21 protein-coding genes are annotated in these 24,296 nt (G+C 50.4%); 18 read left to right on the top strand and 3 right to left on the bottom strand.

The genetic code is table 11. The annotated features are described in order from the left end of the window. Positions 1 to 41 precede the first annotated feature (41 nt). The 12 genes from JXQ28_08560 to rpmA all read left to right on the top strand — a co-directional run bounded on the left by JXQ28_08560 (position 42) and on the right by rpmA (position 11,270). Complete coding sequence (locus JXQ28_08560) at positions 42 to 884, top strand: EamA family transporter (protein MBN2277781.1); 843 nt, start codon at positions 42 to 44, stop codon at positions 882 to 884. Between the two features lie 16 nt (positions 885 to 900). Then, positions 901 to 2,415: a glycosyltransferase family 39 protein gene (locus JXQ28_08555; protein ID MBN2277780.1), complete on the top strand. Its 1,515-nt coding sequence runs from the start codon at positions 901 to 903 to the stop codon at positions 2,413 to 2,415. A 68-nt stretch (positions 2,416 to 2,483) separates the two neighbouring features. Continuing rightward, positions 2,484 to 2,855: a helix-hairpin-helix domain-containing protein gene (locus tag JXQ28_08550; protein ID MBN2277779.1), complete on the top strand. Its 372-nt coding sequence runs from the start codon at positions 2,484 to 2,486 to the stop codon at positions 2,853 to 2,855. Continuing rightward, on the top strand, positions 2,849 to 3,700 hold the full coding sequence (locus JXQ28_08545; GenBank protein ID MBN2277778.1) for a hypothetical protein: 852 nt from the start codon (positions 2,849 to 2,851) through the stop codon (positions 3,698 to 3,700). The genes JXQ28_08550 and JXQ28_08545 overlap by 7 nt, the downstream gene beginning before the upstream one ends. Positions 3,701 to 3,703: 3 nt before the next feature. After that, positions 3,704 to 4,255 carry a 16S rRNA (guanine(966)-N(2))-methyltransferase RsmD gene (rsmD, locus tag JXQ28_08540; protein MBN2277777.1) on the top strand — a complete coding sequence of 184 codons (552 nt, stop codon included), beginning with the start codon at positions 3,704 to 3,706 and terminating at the stop codon, positions 4,253 to 4,255. After that, positions 4,242 to 4,742 carry a pantetheine-phosphate adenylyltransferase gene (gene coaD, locus JXQ28_08535; GenBank protein ID MBN2277776.1) on the top strand — a complete coding sequence of 167 codons (501 nt, stop codon included), beginning with the start codon at positions 4,242 to 4,244 and terminating at the stop codon, positions 4,740 to 4,742. Before rsmD ends, coaD begins: the two co-directional genes overlap by 14 nt. 41 nt (positions 4,743 to 4,783) lie before the next feature. Continuing rightward, positions 4,784 to 6,013 carry an ABC transporter permease gene (locus tag JXQ28_08530; GenBank protein MBN2277775.1) on the top strand — a complete coding sequence of 410 codons (1,230 nt, stop codon included), beginning with the start codon at positions 4,784 to 4,786 and terminating at the stop codon, positions 6,011 to 6,013. A gap of 102 nt (positions 6,014 to 6,115) precedes the next feature. Then, positions 6,116 to 6,823: an ABC transporter ATP-binding protein gene (locus JXQ28_08525; GenBank protein MBN2277774.1), complete on the top strand. Its 708-nt coding sequence runs from the start codon at positions 6,116 to 6,118 to the stop codon at positions 6,821 to 6,823. 3 nt (positions 6,824 to 6,826) lie between these two features. Further along, positions 6,827 to 7,348: a UvrB/UvrC motif-containing protein gene (locus JXQ28_08520; protein ID MBN2277773.1), complete on the top strand. Its 522-nt coding sequence runs from the start codon at positions 6,827 to 6,829 to the stop codon at positions 7,346 to 7,348. Positions 7,349 to 7,353: 5 nt separating this feature from the next. Then, positions 7,354 to 8,406, top strand: coding sequence for a protein arginine kinase (locus JXQ28_08515; GenBank protein MBN2277772.1), 1,053 nt, complete (start codon positions 7,354 to 7,356; stop codon positions 8,404 to 8,406). A gap of 55 nt (positions 8,407 to 8,461) precedes the next feature. Further along, complete coding sequence (locus tag JXQ28_08510; protein ID MBN2277771.1) at positions 8,462 to 10,921, top strand: ATP-dependent Clp protease ATP-binding subunit; 2,460 nt, start codon at positions 8,462 to 8,464, stop codon at positions 10,919 to 10,921. A gap of 97 nt (positions 10,922 to 11,018) precedes the next feature. Continuing rightward, positions 11,019 to 11,270 carry a 50S ribosomal protein L27 gene (rpmA, locus tag JXQ28_08505; protein MBN2277770.1) on the top strand — a complete coding sequence of 84 codons (252 nt, stop codon included), beginning with the start codon at positions 11,019 to 11,021 and terminating at the stop codon, positions 11,268 to 11,270. 127 nt (positions 11,271 to 11,397) lie between these two features. On the opposite strand, the gene JXQ28_08500 is transcribed toward rpmA, so the two are convergent. The 3 genes from JXQ28_08500 to JXQ28_08490 form a co-directional block, all read right to left on the bottom strand. Next, positions 11,398 to 13,947 (bottom strand): hypothetical protein, encoded by a 2,550-nt coding sequence (locus JXQ28_08500; protein MBN2277769.1) that lies wholly within the window; start codon positions 13,945 to 13,947, stop codon positions 11,398 to 11,400. A gap of 255 nt (positions 13,948 to 14,202) precedes the next feature. Further along, the gene (locus JXQ28_08495; protein ID MBN2277768.1) at positions 14,203 to 16,800 is read right to left on the bottom strand and encodes a hypothetical protein; all 2,598 of its coding nucleotides are present in this window, start codon (positions 16,798 to 16,800) and stop codon (positions 14,203 to 14,205) included. 119 nt (positions 16,801 to 16,919) lie between these two features. Next, positions 16,920 to 17,822 (bottom strand): DMT family transporter, encoded by a 903-nt coding sequence (locus JXQ28_08490; protein ID MBN2277767.1) that lies wholly within the window; start codon positions 17,820 to 17,822, stop codon positions 16,920 to 16,922. 213 nt (positions 17,823 to 18,035) lie between these two features. Between JXQ28_08490 and JXQ28_08485 the strand changes: the two genes are divergently transcribed. The 6 genes from JXQ28_08485 (at position 18,036) to JXQ28_08460 (ending at position 24,133) form a co-directional block, all read left to right on the top strand. Beyond that, positions 18,036 to 18,878 carry a fumarate hydratase gene (locus JXQ28_08485; GenBank protein MBN2277766.1) on the top strand — a complete coding sequence of 281 codons (843 nt, stop codon included), beginning with the start codon at positions 18,036 to 18,038 and terminating at the stop codon, positions 18,876 to 18,878. Positions 18,879 to 18,908: 30 nt separating this feature from the next. Beyond that, positions 18,909 to 19,466: a Fe-S-containing hydro-lyase gene (locus tag JXQ28_08480; protein MBN2277765.1), complete on the top strand. Its 558-nt coding sequence runs from the start codon at positions 18,909 to 18,911 to the stop codon at positions 19,464 to 19,466. 949 nt (positions 19,467 to 20,415) lie between these two features. Then, on the top strand, positions 20,416 to 22,074 hold the full coding sequence (locus tag JXQ28_08475) for an NFACT family protein (GenBank protein ID MBN2277764.1): 1,659 nt from the start codon (positions 20,416 to 20,418) through the stop codon (positions 22,072 to 22,074). 146 nt (positions 22,075 to 22,220) lie between these two features. After that, positions 22,221 to 22,796 (top strand): hypothetical protein, encoded by a 576-nt coding sequence (locus JXQ28_08470; protein ID MBN2277763.1) that lies wholly within the window; start codon positions 22,221 to 22,223, stop codon positions 22,794 to 22,796. Between the two features lie 12 nt (positions 22,797 to 22,808). Further along, positions 22,809 to 23,645: a nitroreductase family protein gene (locus tag JXQ28_08465; protein MBN2277762.1), complete on the top strand. Its 837-nt coding sequence runs from the start codon at positions 22,809 to 22,811 to the stop codon at positions 23,643 to 23,645. Continuing rightward, on the top strand, positions 23,642 to 24,133 hold the full coding sequence (locus tag JXQ28_08460; GenBank protein ID MBN2277761.1) for a hypothetical protein: 492 nt from the start codon (positions 23,642 to 23,644) through the stop codon (positions 24,131 to 24,133). Before JXQ28_08465 ends, JXQ28_08460 begins: the two co-directional genes overlap by 4 nt. Positions 24,134 to 24,296 lie beyond the last annotated feature (163 nt).

Here is a 24,296-nt window from a genome sequence, read left to right as displayed (position 1 = left end):
TCAGGCAATGATTTATTCCCTCGACAGCCATGATCTATGTGATGTATACCATCCTGTGCCTTATCTGGGGTTCCACCTGGCTGGCCATCAAACTGGGGTTACAGGATGCTCCGCCAATCTGGTCGGCCGGATTGCGATTTACATTGGCCGCTCTGATAATTGTTTTCATAAATCTCATTCGCAAAGCCCGCTATCCCGATTCACTATGGGAAATATTACGGTTGGCCATCCCGGGAATATTTATGTATGCCCTCAGTTACATGTTTCTCTATGGCGCGGAGGTCTATATTGATTCCGGATTGACGGCCATGCTATTCGCCAGTTTTCCTTTTTTCGTGGCGGCTTTTTCGATCGGAATGTTGAAAGATGAAAAGCTGGGTCGCGGCGGATGGACCGGTCTGGTGGTTGGCTTTATCGGGATAGTAATAGTCTTCTATGATTCGCTGACCAAATCGAACCTGTTATCATTGGGGGTCTTTCTGGCTGTTCTCGGATCGGCCGCGTCGGCCTATGGCACTGTTTATATCCGCGCCTATCAGCGGGAATATGATATAGGGATTATGGCCGCAGTTCAGATGGGAATCGCGGCGCTGATAACTCTTGTCTGCGCTATTGTTTTCGAGTCCTGGGGCGATTACAATATCACCGCCCGTTCGGTAGGCGCATTATTTTATCTGGCCGTGTTCGGTTCGGTGGTAGCCTTTCTTATATATTACTGGCTGCTTAAAAAACTAAAGGCAATCATGGTGTCGCAGATCGCTTTCATTACCCCGGTAATTGCCATTATTCTCGGTTATTTGGTCCGCAACGAGACTTTTTCGGCCTTTACAATGGCTGGTTCAATTCTTATCATGGTCGGTGTCGGATTGGTCTTAAGGAGGTAAGCGGACTCTGTTTCGGTTGATAAAAAATCACCCCCTTCTATTTTGCATGATGGTTGCCGGGATTCTTCGCCTGGTGGCGGTCGGTTATTCCCGGGGCTTTATGGCCAATGATGATCATTTTGAAACGGTTCAGATTGCTTATGATGGTCTTCAACGAGGTCTTATCAACGAGGAAGGCGTCATTCGCTGGAATGCCATGAAGGGGACCGATGTCGGTCGTTCGCCCCTTTATACCATGTTCAATTACAGTATGATGTACGTCCTGAAGGCGATCGGCGTTGAGCAACTGGATTCCATGATGTATTTCATTCGTCTGGCGCATGCTCTGTTGTCGATGCTCATGGTCTATTTCGGTTTCAAATATGTCCATTGTGTTACTGGCAGCGACACGGCCGCTCTTGTAACGGGGTTAATAATAGGGGGGTATTTCCTGATGCCGTATCTGGCGGTTCGCAATCTGGTCGAAATGGTTTCGGGAGATTTGCTGGTACCCTGCCTGTTCCTGGCATACGTTGGAGTCAAAGAAAATAATGGGCAATATCTGGTTCTGTCCGGGATTCTGGGGGTGTTGTGCTGGATGATTCGATTCAATACCGGGCTGGCGGTGTTGCCGGTCCCGTTGGCGATCTGGTTTATGGCGCGGAATATCAGGCCGGCCGTGTATTTTTGCGCCGGATGTGTCATGATGCTGGTTTTTGCCGCAAGTCTCGATATCATTTATCAGGGAAGCTTCGGGCGTTCGACCATTAACATTTTTAACTCGTTTCTTCATGTCACCAAAAATCCGCCGTTGCCGCATCCGTTTTATACTTTTGCCGGATTGATACTGGGTATCTTCATTCCACCCTTTTCGCTCTATTTCATCTTCAGCCTCTTTCGCAAGAAGGTAATTCTGGACAATATCATTGTATTTTCCGCCGCGGCCTCATTTTTCCTGATTCACAGCGCCATTGCCCACAAGGAAGAGCGTTTCATGATTCCGATTTTCCCGTTGATTGTCATTCTTGGTGTAATCGGTTTGCATAACTGGCTGGGTTCCGGCCACTGCCGGCCATTGAATCGGAGAATTTTCAAAATATCGGCGGGTCTGGCCCTGGCCATCAACCTGATTCTTCTGCCTTTATTTACTCTTAATTATGCCCACAAGGGAATGGTCGAACCGTTTGTCTATCTCGGTCATCAGAAAAACATAAACAACATCCTGGTGGATCGAACCGAAAGAAAGCGATATATCGCCATCAGTTATGCCGGTTTTAAGAGGCCGCGTTATTTTAAGATTGACAGCTGGCCGGAATTGACGCGGATTTACGAAAATATGTTCACTGCCGACCAACCCGATTATTTCGTTATTTTCACCGATGATAGTCTGGCCGACCATCTCGATTCGCTTTCACGGTACTACGGGCCAGTGGAGGCAGTTTTTAATTCAACCCCATCGCTGGTGGACCGCATTCTGCATTTGCTGAATCCAAAACACAATCACCTTAACGAGTCATGGGTGTACCGCCGGGTCAATAATTTTGAATCCTGAAGATAGTTGCTTTTTGGCGGAAGATATATATATTGACCGGGTAATTATGTCTCTTTTTTGTTAATTTGATGAACCGATTTTTTAATTTTTCGACACCTCAATTGCGTGTCGTGATTTTCCTTTCAGGAATGCTCATAATCCTGTCGGTTTATTCATTTCTGCGTGATTATTCCGAAGTGGATGAAAGCCGGCTGAAATTTTCAGTGACGCTCGGTGATAATGATCAGCGCTATCGCCCGATTATCAGAATCGATTTGAATTCTTCTCCGGCCGATTCTCTGGAGCTTCTGCCGGGTATCGGCCCGGTTCTGGCATCGAGAATTATATCCTATCGCGATACCGCCCGATTTCAAAAACCGGAAGACATAATGAAAATTAAGGGCATTGGTTACTCCTCCTTTGAAAAGCTCCGGGATTATATCGAGGTCCGCCCGTGGTAACTCTGAAGGGAAAAAAATACGGGATTGATTTTTCCGATGGAATGGTCAGTCTGGCAAGCCAGACATATGCCCACGGTAGGGAAAGGGTCGAGGCGCTTCTGGCAATTCCTTCCGAACAACTTCGGCCCGATTTGATCGAATCCGATGGTGAATTGTTTCTGGCCATCCCGGAAAATGAATCGGTAATCAAACGAATAAATATTGTTTCCGACTATGGTTTAAATCCCGGGAAACTGGCGGTTTTTGAATTATCCAGTTCGCTTCTGATCGATCAAAGCCATTATTATCTGGAATCTTTCGGTCGTGAGGGATCGTCGGAACGGCTGGCGATTGCCTATAACCGTGATGCCGTCGATAAACGGATCGATTTTCTGAAGGAGGTTTTGGCCCGCCCGACAGGATTTAAACTGCGCTCTTGGGCCCTGGCCGCCGGCTACCGGCATTTCTGTCGCCGCGAAGGGGGACAATTAATCGGTCTGGTCGACATCAGTAGTAATCTTGCTTCCTTTTGTTTCCTTCGCGATGATTATCCGGTTGAGATCGGGGCAGTGATGGCTGATCCCGCCTCAGTCAATAACGGGGGGAACCTGTCGAAGGCTTTTTTACTGGATTTGGTGGCAACCCTGCAGTACCGCCGAATGGCTCTGGATCGAACTTTTCATTCCCTGCCTCTATCGATGCTGGTTATTACCGGTGAGCGGACCAATCAGAATCTGGTCGAAAAGCTGGGGGAGGCAATGGGAGTTCGAGCCGTATTGCCAGTTATAAAAAAGGAGCTGTTTTCGGAATCATCAGGCGAACAGGCCGGAAAATTTTTGGTGGCCCTCGGCCTGATGGTTGAGTGACCAATGAGAATCACTGGTGGCATATTTCGGGGGAGGATAATCTATGGGATTCCGGGGATGGCCACCCGGCCAACCTCTGATAAAACTCGCCAGGCCGTTTTTAATATCCTCATGAATGATATTGAGCAGGCAAGGGTCCTGGACCTGTTCGCCGGATCCGGGGCACTTGGGATTGATGCCATTTCCCGCGGGGCTGTCTCGGCGGTTTTTGTCGAGGCTAACCATAAACCGGCTGAGATGATTCGACGTAATCTCAAGTCCCTGGGTTTAACCGAGCGAGTTATCGAATCCGATTACCGGGAGGCAGGGAAAATTCTGTCCGAACATAAAACGCGGTTCGATCTTATTTTTGCCGACCCGCCATATGATCTGGTAGCACCGATTGAAGTTATAGAAATGATTGTGCAATATAACTTGCTTAGTCCCCAGGGAATCCTTATCATTGAACATAAATACGGCCGGGCGGCAGAGACCGCGCCCGGTCTGGTTCGGTTGAAGCAAAGAAAATTCGGCCAAACCGAGGTGTCCTTTTATGCCCACAATGAAACGCCATAATGAGAGAATCGCCATCTATCCCGGGACTTTCGATCCCATCACCAACGGCCATATTTCTTTGATAGAACGGGCGGTAAAATTGTTTGACCGATTGATTGTGGCGGTGGCCCTGAATGCGGGAAAAAATCCGCTGTTTACCCACGATGAACGATTCGCTCTGGTTAAAGAAAGCCTGAAGAAAAGCCGGTATATCGAGGTCATCCAGTTTGACGGTCTGCTGGCCGATCTGGCCCGAAAACAGAAGGCCTGCGCCATAATCAGGGGCCTTCGGGCGGTTTCCGATTTTGAATATGAATTTCAGATGGCCCTGATGAACCGGAAAATGGCTCGCTCCGTGGAAACGGTTTTTTTAATGCCGGCCCTGTCCTGGGTTTATCTGTCATCCACCATTGTCAAAGATGTTGCTTCCAATGAGGGTGATGTTCATACCCTGGTACCGTTGCCGGTCGAGAAAGCCCTGAAGAATAAATATCGGCCGTCCCGATAGTTTATCATTGCCAATCATCACCAATCATGACTATATAAGGCATGCGATATGAGCGTTTTATTGCCGGCCGGTATCTGAAATCCGGTCGCTTTTTCACGTCAGTATCGACCTGGATCACAACTCTAGGTATTACTCTTGGTGTGGCGGTGGTCTGTTTTGTCATGTCGATGCATAACGGTTTCGAAACCGAACTTCGCAGTCGTCTTCTGGGAACCACATCTCACATAACCATTTTCCCGCGCAATGTGATGACCATCAGTGAATATGATAATATTATTACCCAGGTTGAAAAGGTCGACCAGGTTATTGCCGCATCACCCTTTATATATTATAAGGCGGCCATTTCATCGGAAACGGCCGGTGATGGGATTGTAGTACGGGGAATCGATCTCGAGAAAGAAAAGCGAACCGCCAATATTGCTGACGACATTATCCTCGGTGAATACTCCTTTGATATCGCTCTTATGGATTCGTCCGAAAATGCATCAGGTATGATAATCGGGGAGGGTTTGAGGAATCGTCTTGGGGTCACGATAGGTGATCCGGTGGTGCTTTATTCATTGCGCGGCGATGATCTTCGCCGCGCAACGCGACCCCGGGTTTCCAAATTTTATATCACCGGGATTTTCGAAACCGGGATGTACGAGTTTGATGAGCAACTGGCCTATATTTCTCTGGTCTCCGCCCAGCATCTGTTTCAGATGAACAATGAAGTCACCGCCATCCATCTCAAATTGACAGATATTTATCTGGCCGACCAGGTCGCCCCACGGATTCGGGAAATCCTGGGTTTTAAATATGATATTGTGCCCTGGAATGTGCTTCACAAAAATCTTTTCTCTTGGATTGCCCTGGAAAAGAAAGTCCTTTTTATAGGATTCATTTTAATTGTCCTGGTGGCGGCTTTCTCGATTATTTCAACCCTGGTCATGCTTGCCATGGAAAAAAGGGCTGAAATCGGTATCTTAAAGACCATCGGTTCCACTACCGCCTCAATCCGGCGTATTTTTGTCATGAATGGTCTGGTGATAGGTGCTATTGGGATTATATGCGGTTGGTCACTGGCTCTGGCGGCCTCCTGGATACAGAATGAATACGCCGTCATTTCACTTCCCAGCGAGTTGTATTTTATTGATTATCTTCCGGTTGAAGTTCACCTGGTGGATTTTATTCTGGCCGGCCTGGTAACTATTGTAATTTGTTTTCTGGCCGCTCTCTATCCGGCCATAAGAGCCTCTCGCCAATCGGTAATCGATGTCATCCGGCAATAATAAGTTGATGAATATAGGCGGCTTAGCTAAATAATTTGACGATTCTGGCGAAAATAGTTATATACTTAAATAGTGACGTTGGGATATATGGGAGCTTATTGATTGGAAACGGCCAATAACAATCCCCTCCTGGTCGCAAGGGGCATCTGCCGGAATTTTGAAACTGCCGAAGGAACCCTTAAAGTTCTTCAGGGTATTAATCTTGATGTAGCCTTTGGTGAGATGGTAGCTGTGATTGGGGAATCGGGGGTCGGCAAATCAACCCTGATGCATATTCTGGGAGGTCTTGACCGTCCGACCAGTGGCTCGGTCAGGATTAAAGATGAGGAATTCGGATCGAAAACGGAAAGCGATCTGGCCCGTTTCCGTAATCATAATGTCGGTTTTATCTTTCAGCAACATCATCTCCTTGAGGACTTTACGGCGCTTGAAAACGTTATGATGCCGTCATTGATTGCCGGACGCACTATGGCCGAGGCCACATCAGATGCGGAACAACTTCTGGCTGATGTTGGTTTAAGCAGTAGGATCAGGCACCGGCCCAGGCAATTATCCGGAGGTGAACAGCAACGCGTGGCCGTGGCGCGCGCTCTGGTCAATAATCCGGCAATTGTGATTGCCGATGAGCCTTCGGGAAACCTGGATATAAAGAACGGAGAAAGATTGCACAGTCTTTTGAGCGATCTGAGTCAAAAGCGCGGAATAACTTTCCTTATTGCCACGCACAACAAAGATTTAGCCGGAAGCTGTCGAAGAATCGTCAAATTGGAAAATGGCCTTTTAAGCGGGGTCGAAAAAGATTGGGAATAAATTATGCTTTGTCAGGATTGTAAGAAGGAACAGGCGACGGTCCATCTGACGCAAATCGTCAACAACGAAAAGCTTGTCCTGTCTCTGTGCAAGGAATGTGCCGCCAAGAGAGGCTTTCATTCGCCCCTGGATAATGTTGCTTTTCCTCTGTCCGATATCCTGGCCGGTTTGATTCAGCAACAATTCCCAGAGCAGAAGGGTGACATGCCGGATCTGAAATGCGAGGGATGCGGCTTGACTTTCGAGGAATTTGCGCGGCAGGGAAGATTCGGCTGCGGTCAATGTTATCAGGCTTTTCGGCCCAGGCTGGAAATGATAATGCGTAAAATCCATGGTTCTTCGCTTCATAAAGGCAAGTTACCGGTTTCATCGGCCGATCAAACTCTGCCGATTCGTGAAGAAGAAAGACTTGAAACGGAATTAAAGAAAGCCATAAAGGCTGAAGATTTTGAGCGGGCGGCCGATTTACGGGATAAATTAAAGGCCGTTAGAAAGGCTCATCTGGTATCCGAGGATAAAAATTGAGGACTATGTTTGAAGATATGGCCAAAAGTCTGACGGGCTGGTTGTCCGGTAAAGGCGATGAGAATATGGTGGTCCTTTCATCACGGGTCCGCCTGGCCAGAAATATCGCCGGTTGCGCCTTTCCGTCCGCGGCTCATGCGGATACAAAGGAAAAAATCATTGGCTATTTTGAATCGGCCATTACCCGCTCCAATATACTATCGCACGGTAAGGTTTATCATGCCAATCAATTGACCGCCCTTGATCGCGATTTCCTGGTTGAACGTCATCTGGTTTCCCCGCGATTTATGAGCGACGATACCGCCCAGGCTTTATTTATCAGTGATGATGAAAAAGTCTCGATTATGATTAATGAGGAAGATCACCTGCGGATACAGGCTCTTTCCTCCGGACTGAATCAGAAAGAACCATTCGAGACAGCCATAAAATACGATAATGAGATCGGTTCACTTCTGGAGTTCGACTATGATCCCGATTTCGGTTTTCTGACAGCCTGTCCGACCAACGTCGGAACCGGGATGCGGGCCTCGGTGCTGATACATCTGCCGGGGTTGGTGATTACCAAGGAGATCGACCGGGTTATTCCGAAAATCACTCAGATGGGTGTAGTTGTGCGCGGTTTTTACGGCGAAGGAACCGATGTTCTGGGTAATTTGGTACAGGTTTCCAACCAGAATACTCTGGGCGTTTCCGAGGCGGAAACATTGGAACTGATTGGCAAGGTTACTCGTTTGATAATTAAAGAAGAGGAGCAAGCCCGGGGGCGCTTAATGGAAGAGGCCTCCGATCAGATTGAGGATAAAATCTGGCGGGCTTATGGTATCCTGCAGTACGCCCGGGTGCTGACTTCGGAAGAAGTGATGAATATGTTATCTGCCCTGCGTTTGGGTGTGGCAATGAAAATTATTGATTCAATCGATATAGGTCTGATTAATGAACTTCTGCTTCTGTCGCAACCGGCGCATCTTCAGAAGTACTATGGCGAGGAGATGCCATCCGATCAACGTGATGCTTTAAGAGCAGAGATCGTCAGAGAGAGACTTAAATTAAAGACATGATATTATGATTATCATATATCGTTTTAGCGGAGACCATAACTGAAAGGTATATAAAATGAACGAGATGTTTACGGAATTAGCCCGGAAAGCCATCGAGTATGCCAGGGATGAAGCGGCTCGGCTTCGTCATGATTATATCGGGACCGAGCATCTCCTGCTGGGACTGATTCGACTGGGTGACGGCCGAGCTATCGAAATCATCACCAATCTGGGATTGGAACCCCAGGATTTGAAAGCTTCGATCGAGGAAGTCGTTCAGCCCTCGGGTGGAACCATGACCATGGGCCAGGTGCCGTTGACCGCCCGGGCCAAGAAGACATTGGAAGTTTCCGGGCAGGAAGCCCGGGCTCTTAAATCCAAAGATATCGATACCGAGCATATCCTGCTGGCTCTTCTCAAAGATGAAGAGGGTGTGGCCGCGCAGGTTCTCTCGATGTATGAGATAGACTATAAAGAAGTTTATGAAGAGTTGAAAAACGTTCAGAGCGGCAAGCCTTCATCTTTCAAGCGGAAACGCAAAAAATCCAAGACTCCGGCTCTGGATCACTATGGCCGCGACCTGACCGAACTGGCCCGCCGCGGACGGCTTGATCCTATTATCGGTCGTAACAATGAAATCGAGCGGGTCAGCCAGATTCTGTCGCGCCGCAAGAAAAACAACCCGGTTTTGATAGGTGAACCCGGTGTCGGCAAAACCGCCATAGCCGAAGGTTTGGCCCAGCGGATTGTCGAGGGGAAGGTCCCGCAAAACCTGGAAAACCGGCGTCTGGTTACGCTTGATATGGCTTCCCTGGTGGCCGGTACCAAATACCGCGGCCAGTTCGAGGAACGCCTCAAGGCCGTCATGACAGAAATTATCAATTCCAAAGATGTTATCATTTTCATCGATGAATTACATACCATCGTCGGGGCCGGCGGAGCCGAGGGATCACTTGATGCCAGTAATATTTTTAAACCGGCTCTCTCCCGTGGCGAGTTGCAGTGTATCGGTGCCACCACATTGAACGAATATCGAAAATATATCGAGAAAGATGGAGCGCTGGACCGCCGTTTCCAGACCGTTATGGTGGAACAACCGTCGGTGGAAAACACCGTTCATATCCTTAAAGGGCTTCGCCCCAAATACGAAGAGCATCATAAGCTGACTATTTCCGATGAAGCCATCGAGTCGGCGGTGAAGCTATCCAATCGCTATATCAGCGGGCGTTTCCAGCCTGATAAAGCCATCGATGTAATCGACGAGGCGGGCAGTCGGGCTCATCTGGCGACCTATGCCAAGCCGAAGGAATTTGCCGAGATCGAGAATGAAATCACTTCTCTTCAGGAGGAAAAGGAAAAGGCCGTTAAAAATCAGGCGTTCGAAACCGCCGCTCAACTTCGCGATGAACTGAAATTCAAAAAAGAACGTCTTCAGGAAATGAAGAAGGAGTGGGAGGAAAAACGGGAAAAAGAGCGTGTCGTTCTTCAGGAAGATGATATCTCGCAGGTCGTTTCGCAAATGACCGGTATCCCGCTTTTCCGGCTCGAAGAAAAAGAATCCAAGCGCCTGCTCCGGATGGAGGAAGAACTGAGGAAGAAAATTGTGGGGCAGGATGAGGCTATTGCCACTATCACTCGCTCCATCAGGCGTGCCCGTGCCGGCCTGGCCGATCCGCGGCGCCCGATCGGATCATTTATTTTCCTTGGCCCCACCGGGGTTGGAAAAACCGAACTGGCGCGTGCCCTGGCCGAATTCCTGTTCGAGGATGCCGAATCGTTAATCAGGATCGATATGTCCGAATATATGGAAAAATTCGCGGTTTCTCGTTTGATTGGTGCTCCTCCCGGATATGTCGGTTATGAAGAGGGCGGACAGCTGACCGAAAAGGTTCGTCGCCGGCCCTACTCCGTGGTTCTTCTCGATGAAATCGAGAAAGCCCATCCGGACGTTTTCAATATCCTGCTCCAGTTGATGGATGATGGTTCTTTGACCGATTCTTTCGGGCGCAAGGTTGATTTTCGCAATACCGTGGTCATTATGACTTCCAATATCGGAACGCGACGGATTCGCGACGGTAAGACGGTTGGTTTCGGATCGACTGAGGCCGATGAATCGCATGATTCGATGAAGAAAAAAGTTACCGAGGAACTCAAGAAAATATTCAACCCGGAACTGCTCAACCGGATCGATGAGACGGTTGTATTCCATTCGCTGACTCTCGATCATATCAAGCAGATTGTCGATATTTTGCTGGAGGATGTTGCCAAGCGATTGGCCGACAAGGGCATCAGTTTCACGCTCACCGACGATGGTCGTAACTTTTTGGCAGGCAAAGGGTATGAGCCGATGCTGGGAGCCCGACCGCTACGCCGTGCTATCCAGAAATATCTGGAAGACCCGCTGGCCGAGGAGCTTTTGCGGGGTCAGTATGCCGGTGATTGCGATCTGAAGATTGGGGCTGATGAGCAGAAACTGATTTTCAGTTTCAATGAAAAACCGGTCAATGACGAAAAACCGGAGAAGGTGACCAAATAAAAGGCTTGATTTTTTCGGGATTCTTATTATAATATCAGGCCCGGTGAAAGCCGGGCCTTAGTTTTGAAAAAAATAGTTTGAGATACGGAGTAGCATTATGGCTCACAAAAAAGGTGTTGGTTCCTCCCGCAATGGCCGCGATAGTCATGGTCAGCGGCGCGGCATAAAAGTTTTTTCGGGCGAAGCCGTTCCGGCCGGTTCGATTCTTGTCCGCCAATGTGGGACCAAATTCCACCCTGGACTCAATGTCGGTCGCGGCAAAGATGACACTCTTTATGCCAAAATCACCGGCGTCGTGCGTTATCATCAGAAAGGCCGCGATAAGAAATTTATTTCGGTCGAGGAATAATTTCCAGGCGATAATCGGACACAAAAAAAGAAAACCCGTATCATAAACGACACGGGTTTTTTATTGATATTATTTCCACCGGAATGAAGAATAAACATTCCGGGACAACTGATAATGGCTGTAAATGCTACATGATGAGCACAATCTTTCCCAGCTGGCTACCATACTCCGATTCCACTGAATAATAGTATATCCCCGAGACCGGAGCCTGGGTGTTACGGGTGATGACATCCCATTTATCATGCATACTCTGTGGATCATCAAGCGGGTAATCATGTACGATTTCACGGATCAGGTCGCCATCGATGGAGAAAATGCGGATAGTGCATTTATGCGGCAGGTTGGTAAAATGAATTGCCCGCACCCGATCATCCGGCGCATTATCCTGGCCGCGGCCTTCAAAACCCAGGGCTCGATATTGCCCGTCAATCCGGTATGGATTGGGATATACGATGACATCGAGGCCCTGGCTCTCGACCAGGCTGGTTCGATTCTGAGCATACTCGGCGACAGCGTTGGTCCCGGGATTTGTTTCCAGTGATTCCAGACCGCTGGCCGGGGCACCATAGTCAAAGGCCGTCACCGAAACATAATAGAGCCGGGAGGGCAGGAGTCTATCGATAATATATTCGTACTCATAATATTTAAAGTAACCCTCTTCGGTCAATTCCTCGGGATAATAAACAGCCACGGAGTCGAGGTTAAGAGTGGTCGGCGGCGGCTGATCGGGGTACATCTTGTGAATATACCGATTATCGGAAAGATCCGATTGATTCCAATCCTGAGCCGCGAAATAGAAAGCCGAATCCATCCAGTGGAAAATGTTGTCGCGACCATAATATTCCGGGTGGTCACCGATATTCGGATAAAGCTCCTTCAGAGAATCGATAGTAAACGGCGGATCAAGCAATTCCCAAAGACTGCGGTGGCTGTTCCAGACATATTTATTGTAATCCTGGAGATCAAAAGAGCAGAGGACAATGTAATCACGGGCCAGGTTGGATAATGACATATACACCCGATAACCCTCAAAATCGACCTGGCTACTGAAAACATCTTTGGTGGTTTCCGAGAGGAATCCATTCCATAGGATTTTGAGTTCTCCCTGGTTAAATTCGTCGATCCGAGGTTGGATTCTCAGGACAGGTGCCGGGGGAGGCGATGCGCCCCTGAAATCCGGGACACCGTCGCCCTCATACCAGAGAGTATCCGCCTGAAGATAAACTAGGCTGGTTTCGATTACAATTTCCGGTTCATATTCTATGGTATCGAAAACCAGAGTTGATTCATAGGCGCAAATACGATATTTACCGAAATTTTCGCCATCACCATCCGTATCGACACCGGGGTTGTCATATATCCACGAGGCCCACATGGCGTTTTTCCCCAGTTCGCTGAAATTGAGATAATCGTAATAGCGATCCGCCTGAGTCGGGTTGGTTTTAAATAGCTCGTCAAACGCTTCGCAGCGGGTATGGAAATCGGCTCCGGCCACCAGGGCAAAACTGACCGGCAGGATTTCACCGGGACTTATGGTAAAGGGTCCGAATGACAGTAAAAAGCGGGTATCATAACCATCGGCGAAATTGGCGGCATCGGGCGAGGGCGGCAACCAGCCCGCGGCGGTATGGTCCATGGCGCTGAAAAGCTGATCGTAATCGAATTCCGTATGGCGCATGACATAATATTTGTTTTTATCTCCCTCGGGCGTGCCGAGAAAACCGCCGAAGTCACGGAAGGGATCAACAGGGGTTCCGGCCATCCTGGGACCGAAATCAAGCGAAGCATCGGGATTCGATATCCACCAGTTGAAGGAATATTTCAGTGAGTCCGATGGCGTCCGAACCACCCGCATCCCGAGGACCGAGGTGAGCTCGAATCCTGAGGAGCAGGGTTGAGGAACTCCGGGGCGGCCATCGTTGTCGGTCACCCAAGCCACATTGATGGTATCGATAAAACCACATCCCTGATGCGAATCGACATAGCGTCTGAATCCGCAAATATCATCAGTGAAATCATCATAATTGCCGCTGGACGGCGTTACCTCGGCGTCGAGATATAATCCCATATAGATCTGGTCGAGCTCATGCCGGCCAATATTCTTGATGGAATAGTCGAAGAGGATAAAATCCTCAGCATAAGAATAACTCCAGCCGTAGGAACGCTGGGTGATTTCAATATTGAGAGGGCGATGCGGGCGGCCATCGGTAGGATCAATACTAACATAGCCGGGATTGGTCACGGTATCGGTGTAAATGGCGATGAAATCCTGCTCCGAAAGCGCCTCCTCATCCTCGGGATCGATAATGGAATGGGATTCAATTTCCCCGCGGGGATATGGATCGGGCCACATTTCACGGGTGAGCTGCCAGCCATCAGCTCCGACCGAAACCAGTGTATCGCGGCCAACCACCGCCCCGATCCAAAAAGTCCCGGCAAACATGTATTTGAGATTGGTCGGATAGGGGTAATTGCACGATGGAGCCGAGGATCCAGTGACCTCCTCGCCTATATACCCGGTCCCGATACTACCCATGTTGGTAATAGTCACACCGAGTTTATTGATATCGTGAATGGTGAACATGACATATGGGGCATCGGCATTCACTTTCGCGACCGGAACCGGCCGGGAATCAGATTGATAAAGAGCGCGCCCCCGGGAGTTTCCAACAATCATCAAGACAGACACCAGGATTATAATAAATATATGGTTTCCGGCATAACTCTTTTTCATATTACGCTCGACAGGTTACCGTCCGGCTATAGTATATTAATAGCTCATTTTATCAGCGTTGTCAATGAGCTTGAGTACCCAGTCAAAAGCCCGGTATAAAAAAGCCGCTTCCGGCGTTCAAAACGGGCTGTTCCAGGGTCCTTTTGAACATATCGTGAAGCGGCTTCGTTCAAACCACGGCACTGACTGTGAGAGGTTTTACATTATCAAAACTATTTTCCCCAATTGACTGCCATATTCCGATTCGACCGAGTAATAGTAAATACCTGAAGCCGGAGGCTGGGTATTGCGGGTGATTACATCCCAAGTATCATGCATGCTCTTGGGATCATCAAGCGGATAGTCATGATCGATTTCCCTGATAAGATCGCCATCGATGGAAAATATTCGAATGGTGCATTTGTGGGGCAGGTTGGTAAAATGGATGGTCCGAACCCGGTCATCCGGAAGATCACCATGGCCGCGGCCTTCAAAACCGTTCCTGCGGTACTCACCGTCATTCCGATAGGGATTGGGGTAGACAATAACTTCAAGTTGCTCTTGTTCCACCAGGCTGGTTTGATTCTGGGCGTATTCGGAAATCATATTCAGTGATATCCTGCTCTCGAGCGCCTGCAAACCGCTCGACGGAGCGCCATAATCGAAGGCCGTGATGGATACGTAATACAATTGTGATGGAAGTAAACTGGGAATCTTATAGGCATATTCGAAATATTTGAATTGCCCCTCCTCGGTCAACTCCTCGGGGTGATTGGCGGCCGCCGAATCGAGATTGAGGACGGTGGGCGGGGGTTCATCGGGGTACAATTTATATATGCAGGTGGTATCCCGGAGATCGGATTGATTCCAGTCCTGGCTGATAAAATAGAAAACCGAGTCGATCCAGTAAAAGGGATTATCCCGGTGATAATATTCCGGGCTGAAACCGGGACCATACAGTTCCCGGAGCGAATCGATACTAAAAGGCGGATCGCGAAGTTCCCAGAGTCGCCGGGAGGAATTCCAGGTGTATTTATTGTAATCTTGTATATCGAATGAAGAGAGCAGAACGAATTCACTGATCATGGGTGAAACCGAGAAGTACACCCGGTAACCCTCAAAATCGATTTTTTGGCTGAATACATCTTTTGCTGTTTCGGTCCTGAATCCGTTCCAGCGAAGGGTAAATTCCCCCCGGTGGTATTCATCGATCCGGGGATAAATTTTAAAATCCGGTGGAGGCGGGGGGGAAGCGCCCCGGAAATCGGGAACCCCGTCGCCTTTATACCACATGGTGTCGGCCAGCGTATATTCATAATGTTTTTCGATTATTATACCGGTATCGGTCACAATGGTGTCGTAAACAAGAATCGATTCCATGGCGCAAATTCGATATAAACCGGAATCAAGTCCGTCGCCGTCGGTATCCACTCCGGGGTTATCATATATCCAATCCGCCCAGCGCGCGTTAAGTCCGAAATCCTCAAATCCCAGCTGGTCATAATAATCTTCAGGATGATAGGGACTGAATAGCCGTTGATAGGCATCGCAGTCGGTGTGGAAATCTTCTGCGGCCACATAGGCAAAAGAAATCGGTAAAACCTCACCGGGATTGATATCAAAAGGCCCGAAAGAGAGCAGATAGCGAGTATCATAGCCTTTGGCATAAACGGCGGCGGCGGCCGGCGGCGGTAACCAGCCATCGGCGGAATGATCAAGAGCGGTGAAAAGCTGATCGTAATCGAATTCCACATGGCGCATGATATAGTACTTGTTTTTATCGCCCATGGGGGTTCCCAAAAAGCCGCCGAAATCCCGGAACGGATCGTTGGGTGTTCCGACCTTGCGCGGGCCGAAATCATCCTGAGGATCTTCGCCATTGGATATCCACCAGTTATAGGAAAATTTCAGCGAATCGCTGGGAGTCCGAACCACTCTGACCCCGGTCACAGATGTGAAGTCGAAGGTGGTCGGACAACCCTGGTTGTCATCATCCCGGCCATTGTTATCGGCGATATAGGCGATCCTGATGGTATCCAGAAAACCGCATCCCTCAGGCGCCGGAACTGACTCCTTAAAGCCGCTGATATCGTCTTTGAATCCGCTGGTGGCTCCCTGGTAGTGGACGTCCCCATCGACGTAGATTCCCATATACACCTTTTCCAAATTCCTGCGACCGATATTCTTGATCTCATAATCAAAGAGGGTAAAATCCTCGGCGTAGCTGTAACTCCAGGCATAACTTTTCTGAGTAATTTCAATGTTAAGGGGGTGATGCGGGCGACCCTCGAAATCATCCGAAGCTACATAGGAGGGATTGGTGAGAGTGTCGGTATAAATGGCGATGAAATCCTGTTCGGAAACAGCCGCGGTATCATCTTCATCGGAGATGGAACGGCGAATAATTTCGCCTTTCGGATACGGATCGGGCCACATTTCCATAATAGGGTGCCAGCCATCGGCGCCGACCGAAACCAGGGTGTCACGACCGACCACCGCCCCGACCCAGAAACATCCCGAATAATGATACTGGAGATTACCGGGGTACGGGTAATTGCCCGACGGCGCCGCTTCGCCGGTGACCGGATCGACCACATCCCCGATAAAACCGGTCCCGAAATTGCCACGGTTGGAGATGGCAATTCCCAGCTTGCCGATATTATGGACGGCGACTTCGGTATAGGGTACGTCGGAGCCGATTTTGGCGGCGATCGTGCCCGATGGTTCGTACAATTCCCGGCCAGCAACTTCGGCGATTCCCGCCCCAAGCAGGCATATTACAACAACGGCCGGGAGGGCCTTCCTGTAGATTATCATGATAGCGTCCCTTGTTAGAGAATACATATCCCTCGTTACATACAAAGGGACGGCCGGAAAACGTAATCGTCAAAAACTAAAAAGAGAAAAATCGGACATTAATTTGATGAATACCGGTGTCAGGAGATAAACAGCAACATCACTCCGCCGACAGTTATGATGGCTCCGAAGACGGCCCGGAAGGAGACTTTTTCATGGTAGATGAAAATCACCAGGGGGATAACCAGGACCGGCACGGTGGCCATGATGGCGGCGGCGATCCCGGTTTCGGTGTGGCGAACGGCCACGAGCGAAAGCCAGACCCCCAGGAACGGGCCGCAGACGGCCCCTCCGGCGGCGAGAAGGAGAGCCCGATAATCGCGGGCTTTTTGTATTGTCCCGATGGTATCGCCCCGGAAAAGGCCATAAAGCCAGATGGCCGCGGCGGCGGAAACCATGCGGATGAAAGTGGCCGGAAGGGGATCGACACTTTCGCCCATCCCGGCTTTGGCCAAAACCAGCCCGATAGCTTGCCCGACGGCCCCGCCCAGGGCCAGAAAGATGCCCAGGGTTTTCGAGGATGAGGGCCGGTCGGAAGTATTGTTTTTTATCTGCCGTTCGGCAGTTACCCAGGCAATCCCGGAGATGGTTACTGCAATCCCGGTGATGGCATAGAAGCCGAGAGTCTCACCGAGCATAATCCAGGCAATCAGGGCGGTGATGATGGGCGAGGCGGCGAAGATCAGCAGGGTCAACCGGGTCCCCAAAATTATGAAGGCTGAAAACAGGCAGAGATCGCCCAGCGAGAGACCGATAATGCCGCTGGCGATAAGATAGTAATACGAGGTATTGCTGATCCCCTCGGGAAAAAGACGGCCGGTTAAAATCAGCAGTGTGACGGCCAGGAAAACGGCGGCGAAGGGGATGCGGTATTTATTGAGATAATAGGAGCCGATTCGTCGGCTGGCCGAGGTAAAAAAGATCGAGGTGAACGACCACAGAAAGGCCGTTCCCAGGGCGGCGAATTCTCCAGCGTATGGCATGGCCCAATATAATCGTTTCCGGTCGCGGGGGGAAGAAGATACTATCGGTATATTTAAAATGCCCAATCGAATTTCGGCTATGTTGACATTCGGGCGGCAATTGGCTATTTTCCATAACCTGAATAAAGCAAGGATTAAAAATCGACAAAACTCTTCGCGAAATTGACGGTATAAGGAAGAGTTTAAATTAAACGGTTCAGCTGGAGAAACAAGATGCGTGAGATCAGGACTGATAGGATAACTGAAGCGGTGCGGGAGCTGGTGATGAACGCCGCGACCGACCTGGGCGAGGATGTGGTGGCGGCACTCAAGAAAGCGCGCGGGCACGAGGAATCGCCGGTGGGGCGGGATATTCTCGACCAGATTATCGAAAACGCCCGGATTGCCCATGATGAAAAGGCGCCGATGTGCCAGGATACGGGTTACGCGGTTCTTTTTGTGGAGCTGGGACAGGAGGTGCATATAGTCGGCGGCGATTACGCTGCGGCGCTTAATGAGGGTGTCCGACAGGGTTATAAAGACGGGTTTTTGCGCAAGTCGGTTCTGGGCGACCCGATCGAGCGGAAGAATACCGGCGACAATACTCCGGCCATCATTAACACCGAAATCGTCCCGGGCGATAAAATGAAAATCATTATCGCGCCCAAGGGGGGCGGTTCGGAGAATATGTCCGAGGTGCGGATGATGAAACCATCGGACGGTATTGAAGGGGTCAAGAGTTTCGTGATCGACCGGGTTCTCCGAAGCGGGGGTAATCCCTGTCCCCCGGTGATAATCGGGGTCGGGATCGGCGGAACATTCGAAAAATGCGCCTACCTGGCCAAGAAGGCGCTGTTGCGCGAGGTGGGAAACCGTCACCCGAACAAATTCTACGCCGACCTGGAACTGGAACTGCTCGATAAAATCAATAAGCTGGGGATCGGCCCGCAGGGGCTGGGCGGGACCACGACGGCTCTTGATGTGCATGTCGAGGTGCATCCGTGCCATATCGCCTCGTTGCCGGTGGCGGTCAATACCCAGTGCCATGCGGCGCGGCATAAAGAGATAGTTCTGTAACCGTGAATAATTGAAGCTGGAGATAAAACCATGTCGGAAAAGAAAAAAATCACCCCCCCGCTGACCGATAAGGTGGTTGAGGATTTGAAGGTCGGCGACAATGTTTTGATCACCGGGACGATTTACACGGCCCGTGATGCCGCCCACAAGCGGCTGGTGGAACTGATCGAGAAGGGCGAAAAACTGCCGTTCGATGTGACCGGGCAGATTATTTATTTTGTCGGGCCGACCCCGGCCAAGCCGGGTCAGGCAATCGGATCGGCCGGACCGACGACCTCGTACCGCATGAACGCCTACACCCCGAAAATTATCGCGGCCGGGCAGAAAGGGATGATCGGCAAGGGCGAGATGGGGCCGGAGGTGGTCGAGGCCATGAAAAAGCACAAGGCGGTTTATTTCGCGGCGGTCGGAGGGGCCGGGGCGTTGATCTCGAAGGCCATCACGGCGGCCGAAATAGTGGCCTATGAGGATCTCGGGGCCGAGGCGATCAGGAAACTGACGGTCAAGGAGTTTCCGGTGATCGTGGCGCTGGATTGTCATGGCGGCAATTTGTATAAAGAGGGTATCGCCAAGTACGGCAAGAAATAAGCGCCGGGAAAATTGGAATATCAGGTTCGCCGCCGGGCATTGACCCGGCGGTTTTTTTGTGGGGCAGATGGGGGATGGGGGAGGGAAATGGGTTCGTTTCATCTTTTGGGAAATTTTTTGAAAATGGGTTCGTTTTATCAGTAAAAAAGTTTCTTGTGGGATTTGGTATATAAGTGGTGTGATTTTTGTCCGGTGCATACGGGAGGTATGGGTATTCATACAAATCGGGGAAGGGTATGGATTAAGGGTGATGCGGTGGGGAAAACGGGGGGTTGCCGCCCAGGAAAATGTTCAAAGTCTCCTCTTGAGAGGGGATTCAGGGGTGTGTAAAGCGGATTGGATAACACACCCCGTCTCCGCCTGCGGCAGATCCACCCCTCTCGAGAGGGGTGGAAGATGGATTCCCGATCGGGTCGGGAATGACGGACTTTTTTCTGGAAAGAAAGGCTTTTTTTCAGGGATGCGGTGGGGAAAACGGGGGGTTGCCGCCCAGGAAAATGTTTAAGGTCCCCTCTTGAGAGGGGATTCAGGGGTGTGTAAAGCGGATTGGATAACACACCCCGTCTCCGCCTGCGGCGGATCCACCCCTCTCGAGAGGGGATGAAGATGGATTCCCGATCGGGTCGGGAATGACGGACTTTTTTCGGGAAAGAAAGGCTTTTTTTCAGGGATGACAGGGAGATTACGGCTGGCGGACGAGAGCATCTGCCACCCATAAAATCAGTGATGGGGAACAGGCCCGCACCCCAAGGGGTGCGCCACCGGAGCTCAAAGTAGAAGAAAATAGTCAGGAGCGCAAGGCTCTGAGACCTGCTCGGTTGAAGACGTGGGCCACCGGTTTTTAACTTACAGGGATTCAAGAGGTTATTGTTTGAGGCGAGTTTTGCGGAATTTTTGTTGTTTTTGAGGCGATAAAATCGGTAGTTATATACAGACTATGCAGACAGCGTTGCACATACATTCTCTGGTGGCGGAATTAAAAGCCAATATCATCGGGGCATCGTTTAAAGAGGCCGAGTTTTATAAAAAACAGCGCGAGGCCTATCTCCATTTCAAGAACGATAAAGCCACATTGGCCCTGGGACTGGTCTACCACCCGCAGGCCTTCGGGGCATTTATGATTCCCCGGGGTAAAGTGCAGATGGAAACATCAGAAAAACCGTGGCCGTTTTTCCAGCCGGCCCTTGAAGGGGTCGTGGTCGAGGTGGCGCAGTACGATTTCGACCGGATCTTCAGGATTATTCTCGAGAAAGAGGGCGAGCGGTTTACGATTGTGGTCGAGGCGATCGGTCCCAACGGTAATTTCTGGCTTCTGGATGCCAATGATAAAATTATGGCAACCCTGCGGAACAAAAAATTCGAGCCGGGGGAGGTTTATACCCCGCCGCCGGCGCCGGATAAACTTAATCCTCGGGAACTGGAATTGCGGCATCTGATCGAATTATTCCGCCGGTCGGATCAATCGGTAGAGAATACTATCCGCAAAAATATTCTGGGACTTGATAAGGTGTTGACCGACGAGATTCTGGAACGGGCCGGGATGGAACATGGTGAAGCGGCCTGCGCCCTGAAAGATGAGCAGTTGGAAGTGCTGGAAGGAAAAATCAAGCGGATCAGCGGATTTTTCGATGATTACTCGAGCGGTTATTTTTTCGCGCACGAAACCGGCAACCTGGCCTACCCATTTAAGCTGCGTATCTGCGGCGAGGAAGGGGTTAAGTGCAAGTCGCTGTCGTTTGCGGTTTACACGGCCATCCGGACCAGACGGGCGGAACGGAGCGAAGCCAGCCAGATGCAGACGGTAATAACGGCGGTGGAGCGGCATATCAAGAAGTTGATGCGGAAGATCAGGAAAGTTGAGGAGGATTTCGAGTCGGCGGGGAATTTCGAGCAGTATCGGAAGTACGCCGAGTTGATCCAGATATATATTCCCAAGATCGAGAAGGGGAGCGATTACGCCGAGCTGATCGATGTTTACGGAAGCGGTAAGCCGATCGTGATCGAGCTTGATCCATCGTTAAGTCCAGCCCAGAATGCCGAGGTATATTTCAAAAAATACCGCAAAGGCAAAGACGCCCTGGATTTGCTCAAGCGGCGGCTGGAGATCGCCAAACGGGAGCTGGAGGCGGCGCAGGTGATGTACACCGAGATCGAGACGAGTTATAACGAGGCGGTACTGAAATACGAGGCGGAGCTGGCGGGGATTATCCCGGCGGCGGCAGAGCGGAGGATTCCGGTGGTGCGGTTACCGTACAAGGATTACACGCTCTCCAGCGGGGTGACGATTTTTGTGGGGAGGGACGGGGCCGATAACGACAGCACTACCTTTGGCTACGCCAAACCATACGAGCTGTGGTTCCACACCTCGCAATGCCCGGGATCGCATGTGGTGATGAAATTCCCGGATAAGAATTTTGTACCATCGAAAGGTGAGATCGCGGAAACAGCGGCGATCGCGGCGTACCATTCCAAAGCGCGTAATTCCAAGACGGTGCCGGTGATATATACGCAGAAGAAATATGTCCGTAAACCGCGCAAGGCTAAACCGGGGCTGGTGACGGTGGAGCGGGAGAAACTGGTGATGGTCGAGCCGAAGGCGCCGGAGTGAAAATGGCCGGGTCGAAATTAGAATCATAAATTAAATCCTGAAAAAGCAGCTCTTTCGATTGCTGTAATAATCTTCTCTTTTAAAATAAATGACAATTTTGCGGGACCGGCGTATATTGGAGTAAACCGGAAATTCGGAGGACAGGTATGACCAGGAAAATCAATCGCGGGATCTTTATCAAGCAGGAAGGAATACTTGTGAATAAAAAAGCCTATTATATTATACTGGCAATCCTTTCAATGACAGCGGCCTTGGCAGTTCTAAATTGTACCAGTGATAAAGAGAAGGCGGTTAATCCGCTGATTAAATATCTGCCGGGCGATGATGCCGTTCCGGGCTGGAGCAGGGTCGATACGGCGGAAGTATATGTCGGCGAAGACTTGTACTTATATATCGACGGCGGGGCGGATTTGTATCTTAAGTACGGTTTCAAGCAGGTCGTGACATGCGAGTACCGCGATTTTCTCGATACGCGGATAATCGTGGAAATTTTCGAAATGACCGATTTCTCGGCGGCGGCCGGAATATACGGTGAGAAAACCGATGATACCGGGACGATTCCCGGACTGGGGGATAAATCATCGCTGGAGGGCTATTATCTCAATTTTACCCGGGGGCGTTTTCTGGTGACCATGACCGGGTACGAGCAATGCAGCCGGTTTCCGGACGGTCTGATTTATATTGCAGTGGCGATCGACGAGACTATCGGAAAGCAGGAATGAGCGGAGGAAACGATGAGCGGGATATTCTTTTTTAAGACCGGGATGCTGAAACAACTGAAGGAATTTTATACCGGGCGGATCGGATGCACGGTGTGGCTGGAGCAGGCCGATTGTGTTATCCTGAAGCACGGGAATATGCTGTTCGGGTTTTGTGACCGCGACCGGATCGAGCGGGAGGGGATGCTGACTTTCTTTTTCGAGATCCGGGAGCAGGTCGACCGATATTATGAAAAGCTGAAAGATATCGCCGTTTCGGGGCCGGTCGATAACGAGAAGTACGGCATCTACCAGTTTTTTGCCCGTGATCCGGAGGGAAGGAGTCTGGAATTCCAGTATTTCAATCACCGGACGGCCGGGTACTATGACGGTGAAGAACTTCTGGTGACCCGGCGGTCGGTCAGGAAATTCAAACCGAGTCCGATCCCCGATGAGGTGCTGGCGAAGGTTCTGGAAATCTGCCGGTATGCACCGACAGCGTTGAATACCCAGGGGTACTATTTCCGGCTGATCCGTGACCGCGGGACGATCGAATGGTTATCGGAGCGGCGCGGGTCGAGCACTGGACCGATTGCCGGGTCGCCGATGGCGGTGGCTATCTGCGCCGATTCATCGCTGACCAAACGGCCGGAGCAGGACGGGTGTATCGCGGCGTACCATTTCATGCTGGCGGCCTGGACCCAGGGGCTGGGGACATGCTGGATCGCGGCCATGGACCGGGAGGATATCAAGGAGAGGCTTCAAATCCCGAAGGAGCATTATGTCGCCACGGTCACGCCGCTGGGTTACCCGGAGAAACTGCCGCTTCGGGTCCCGGAGCGAAAAAGCCGGGACTGGTTTGTGCGGGAGTGATATTAAGTCCGGTCGTGATTCATGATGCCGTCAATTATATGCTTACCCCCAATGACCTGATAGCGGCGCTGGTGACGGCTTATGAGCACCTTCGGCCGGGCGGACTGGTGATCACTTTCGCCGAGGAGTGGAAGGAGCATTATATTCAGAACCGGGTCAAAGGGTTCACCTCGGAAAAAGACGGAACGGCGATTACGTTTATCGAGAACTGCCATGATGCCGACCCCGATGATTCGGTGTATGAGAGCGTTTTTATCTATATTATTCGCCGCGAGGGAAAGACCGAGATTGAGTATGATCGGCATGTGTTCGGGATTTTTCCCCTGGCCTTCTGGCCGGAGGCGTTACGGGCGGCCGGTTTCGAGGTGGTCGAAACCGAGGACCTAGTGCATACCGATTTCGGGGAAAACGAGGATTATCCCATGTTCGCGGGGATAAAACCATGTATCGGTATGAGAAATTTATATAAAAAATCCATACTCATTTAATATTTCCAATGTCTGAAGACGTAGGTCACCCGTCCAAAGTCCCCTCTCGAGAGGGGACTTGGGGGTGTGTAAAGCAGATTGGATAACACACCCCGTCTCCGCCTGCGGCATAAATGCCTCCGGCGGATCCACCCCTCTCAAGAGGGGATAATTAGGATGGATT

Source organism: Candidatus Zixiibacteriota bacterium, from assembly GCA_016933955.1.
GTDB lineage: Bacteria > Zixibacteria > MSB-5A5 > GN15 > PGXB01 > JAFGTT01.
This window is presented reverse-complemented; position numbering and strand designations above follow the sequence as displayed.